Source organism: Sphaerochaeta sp. S2 (assembly GCF_016406725.1).
Taxonomy (GTDB): Bacteria; Spirochaetota; Spirochaetia; order Sphaerochaetales; family Sphaerochaetaceae; genus Sphaerochaeta.
In genome coordinates this window covers 1-3,963 of the sequence record NZ_JAEKNT010000299.1, presented here as the reverse complement: position 1 = coordinate 3,963, position 3,963 = coordinate 1, and the positions used below count along the sequence as shown (strand labels likewise).

The window sequence follows — 3,963 nt, the reverse complement described above, 5'->3', positions numbered from 1 at the left end:
GTGCAGCCTCACTGGATACAAATTCTTCACTTGCTGCGAGCTTGAAATGCCCTCCAGCATTTACATAAGATGCTAGGTCATCCAAGGTTTCTAGGGATTCACTTTCAGCAAGATCCCCGCGGACTGAGATTGCCCACGTATTGTTGGCAGGGGCAGGGGTGAGCCATACAATATTGTTGGCTTCCAGGTCTAGCTCAGCAGCCTTTTTATAGCCAGCTTGGAAATCCTTCCACAACTCTGCTTCACTCTCTCCAGAGAAGAAGTAGTAGGCATTGCCGGTATACTCTGGATAGATGTCGATTTCACCAGCGATGATGGCAGAGCGGACAATAGGAGTGGAACCGGTCTGCGTTTTATCAATTACTGTAAAACCGTCGTTTTCCAGTACCAATACGATCATGTTGCCAAGCAAGGCGCCTTCCGTATCTATCTTGGAACCCACCGTTATTTCTGGCTTATCCCCACGTTCCGTTGTTCCTGCAGCGAAAACAGGTATTGACAGCACTAAAAGTGCAAAAGACAGCAAGAGTACATTCTTTGTAAACTGTTTCATGATTACGCCTCCGATTGAAGTGAAGAGAATACCCAGGGAATCAATTCCGCCACAGTAGGGTGAGGGATGACGGTATCCTGGATTGTCTGATAACGAAGTCCTGCTTGCATGGCGAGAGCGATCATACCGATCATTTCATCTCCACCCACACCAAAGACAGCAGCCCCAATAATGGTATCGTCCCTCTTGTGTACCAAAATCTTGATACGTCCTTTCGTCTCATTCTTCTCCTTCGCTCTACTGATCGTTGCCATCTCCTTGGTTGCAACCAAATAGGGTATATTGAGCTTCTTTGCTTCTTTTTCACTCAAACCAACTCTTGCTAGTGGTGGATCGATGAATAGTGAGTAGGTAGGAATACGATCAGAGATTTTTTTCGAACCTCCAGAAAGCACCGAGAGGAAAACCTGTCCGTCATGGACGGATGTATGGGTAAATGCACCTTTCCCATTCACATCTCCGAGTGCAAAGATATGGGGGACGGATGTGCGACATTCATCGTCAACCGTAATGAATCCTCTCTCATCCATCTCAATACCCGCACTGCCCAGGTTAAGTGAGTCACTGTTTGGAACCCTGCCAATACCAACCAAAAGGTGGGACCCTGTTATGGTTCCTCCCTGGTAGTGTACAGAAATCGATTGATCAGCTTCTTTTGAGATTGAGCTAATGGAAGCAGAGGTGAGGATCTCTATTCCTTCATCCTCCAGGATGGAACGTGCTATCAGGCTGATCTCTTCATCTTCCCTGGAAATGAGATATGGAGATGACTCAAATATCGTTACCTTGGAGCCGAGTCTCCTGAAGGCCTGGGCGAACTCCAGCCCGATATAGGACCCTCCTATGATCAAGAGATGGGAAGGGAGCTCCCCTAAAGCAAGTATTCCCTTGTTGTCCAACCAAGGAACGGCATCGATACCGGGGATATCAGGGATCCTTGCCCTGGTTCCCGTATGGATGACGATTTTCTCTCCATGGATACGCTTTCCCTCAACCTCTACGGTATGGGAGTCGACGAATGACCCAACACCAGGATAGAAGTCAACTGTTTGCTCGAGCCATTCCGTAAAACCTTTGTTTGATTCATCACGGATGGTATTAACCCGTTTCATGACCTTGGCGAAATTGGCATGGTAGGAAGAAACCTCTATCCCGAAATCACTTCCCCTGTGTATCATATGTGCGGCGCGGGCACTTGCAATAAGGGTTTTTGTTGGGGTACAGCCCCAGTTAACACAACTTCCCCCTACACGGTCGGACTCAACAACAGCAATGGATTGCTTCTGTTCCAAGAGTTTTCCTAGAATGGTTCCCGTTGCTTGTCCTGTTCCAATAATGATTACATCGTAACGTTTCATCGGGAGTACCTCCTGATAGACCGTCAGTATAATTGCACTATAAAGGTGATTGCTCACCCACACAAGAAAATAGACCCCGAGAAAACTTGATTCCCTCCCTTTCTCCTGTTATTCTCAAAGAAACAAGGGGATTTCGGCCTTCGCAAGAGAAGGGTAGATTGTAATGTTTTGGCGTTTTGTCGTATAGGGGAGTATCATTGAAACGGAACATACTCCAGTGGAGATCCCTCGATAAGCAGGTGATATGTACGCTGTTCCTTTTTTTGGTGAGCTTAACCCTGCCATTTTTACAATCACGGGAAAACAGGATATCCGAAGAGATAACGGTACATATGCTTTCACTTGGGTTTGTTCCCATACTTCTCTTGCTTGCACCTCCACTCATGCTCTTGGCAAGTGTAATCATTCCAGAGAAAAGCCATGCACGGTTCCTTGTTTCTGCTTCCATGGCGTTTGGGGTGTTTTTCCCCCTCCTGGTATTGGCGATTGCTGGCAGTGCCTTGGTTGAAGATCAAGGGGCTTTTGCCCGCTATAGTCCCGCATCAGGGATGTATGTGTATCTTGCCTCTGTTTCCATTCTTTACTTCATGCAAAAATCTTTGCAAACTCGTGATAAGATTGCCCTATTCTTCGTATTGTTGCTGGTGCTAGGTATGGGCCTTCTTGGCATGTTTGATCGCCTGGGAATTCTCCTGGAAGCAAGGAACCTGGGTACACGCTTGGCCCGTGAGATCCTATCTCATATAAGGATTACCGGTATAAGCCTGCTTATCAGTATGCTTATAGGAATTCCAATCGCATTTCTCGCCTTTATAAACAAAGCTGTTAGGCGTGTGGTATTCCCCATCCTCAATGTATTGCAGACCATTCCAGGGATAGCTCTTTTTGGTCTTTTGATTGCACCCCTTGCCGCTCTCTCCAGGACTTTCCCGGTTCTCCGGGAGTGGGGAATCCAAGGAATTGGCAATGCACCAGCAATCATTGCGCTCAGTATGTATGCACTCTATCCGATCATCCGATATACCTATACTTCTCTAAACGGAATTGATGAGCAAGTTGTCCTAGCAGCAAAGGGAATGGGTATGAACTCCACACAACTATGGAAAATAGTTCGTCTACCCTTGGCAACGGTGGGAATCCTTCATGGTATTCGGGTAGCTTTGATACAAACCATTGGGAATGCCACCCTTGCCAAGTTGATCGGTGGGGATGGCCTTGGGGTCTTGGTGTTTGAGGGATTGGGGCAGGCTTCAGTGGACATGGTCTTGCTGGGCATGCTGCTCATCATTGCCCTCACTGTGGTCTCTGACCGACTATTCCAGCTCTTGATCAATCTCTTTACTCCTGCGTCATTAACAAGGGAGGAACGCTGATGCAACTGACTTCCCATCCTGTTCTGACTGACACATCCATTTTTCTGCAAGCAGACCGTATTTCTGTGCGGTATGGAGAGACCGAGGCCCTTAAGCAAGTCTCCTTACAGATCCCTACCAATCGGGTAACTGTGTTGATAGGCCCAAGTGGGTGTGGGAAATCAACCACGCTTAGATGTATCAATGCACTGGTGAAACTCTCCTCTGGAGTCATAACCTATGGTGATAAGTCCATACAGGAAATGAATGAGACTGATCTCAGGAGATCCATGGGATATGCCATTCAATCTGTTGGTTTGATGCCTCACCTGAGTGTAGAAGAGAATGTTGATCTGGTCCCACGATTGCTTGGACAGGAACGTTCAGGAAGAGGGAATCGGGTAGAGCGATTGCTCACTCTGGTGCGGCTGGACCCCAAGATCTATCGGAACAAGTATCCCCATGAACTCTCCGGTGGGGAAGCCCAGCGGGTAGGGGTAGCCCGTGCCCTTGGTGCAGATCCCCCTGTACTGCTGATGGATGAACCTTTTGGGGCTGTGGATCCACTTACACGAGAACAGCTCCAAGATGAATTTATACGCATTCAACGCCAATTGAAGAAGACCGTTATTTTTGTCACCCATGATATTGATGAAGCTATCCGTCTTGCCGATTACCTGGTGATCATGAAGGATGGGGA

Annotated in this window: 4 protein-coding genes; 2 read left to right on the top strand and 2 right to left on the bottom strand. The window is 47.6% G+C overall.

Translation table 11 applies throughout. The features are described 5' to 3' along the window. Together JF818_RS08705 and JF818_RS08700 are read right to left on the bottom strand one after the other, a co-directional pair. A partial coding sequence (locus JF818_RS08705; protein WP_304945013.1) for a glycine betaine ABC transporter substrate-binding protein occupies positions 1-553 on the bottom strand: 553 nt, incomplete at its 3' end. 2 nt (positions 554-555) lie between these two features. Beyond that, positions 556-1,911 carry a mercuric reductase gene (locus tag JF818_RS08700; protein WP_198891625.1) on the bottom strand — a complete coding sequence of 452 codons (1,356 nt, stop codon included), beginning with the start codon at positions 1,909-1,911 and terminating at the stop codon, positions 556-558. Positions 1,912-2,108: 197 nt separating this feature from the next. Here JF818_RS08700 and JF818_RS08695 point away from each other — a divergent pair, with 197 nt between their 5' ends. Beyond that, on the top strand, positions 2,109-3,284 hold the full coding sequence (locus tag JF818_RS08695) for an ABC transporter permease (RefSeq protein WP_198891624.1): 1,176 nt from the start codon (positions 2,109-2,111) through the stop codon (positions 3,282-3,284). Next, the coding region (locus tag JF818_RS08690) for an ATP-binding cassette domain-containing protein (RefSeq protein WP_198891623.1) at positions 3,284-3,963 on the top strand (680 nt) is incomplete at its 3' end. The genes JF818_RS08695 and JF818_RS08690, both read left to right, overlap by 1 nt.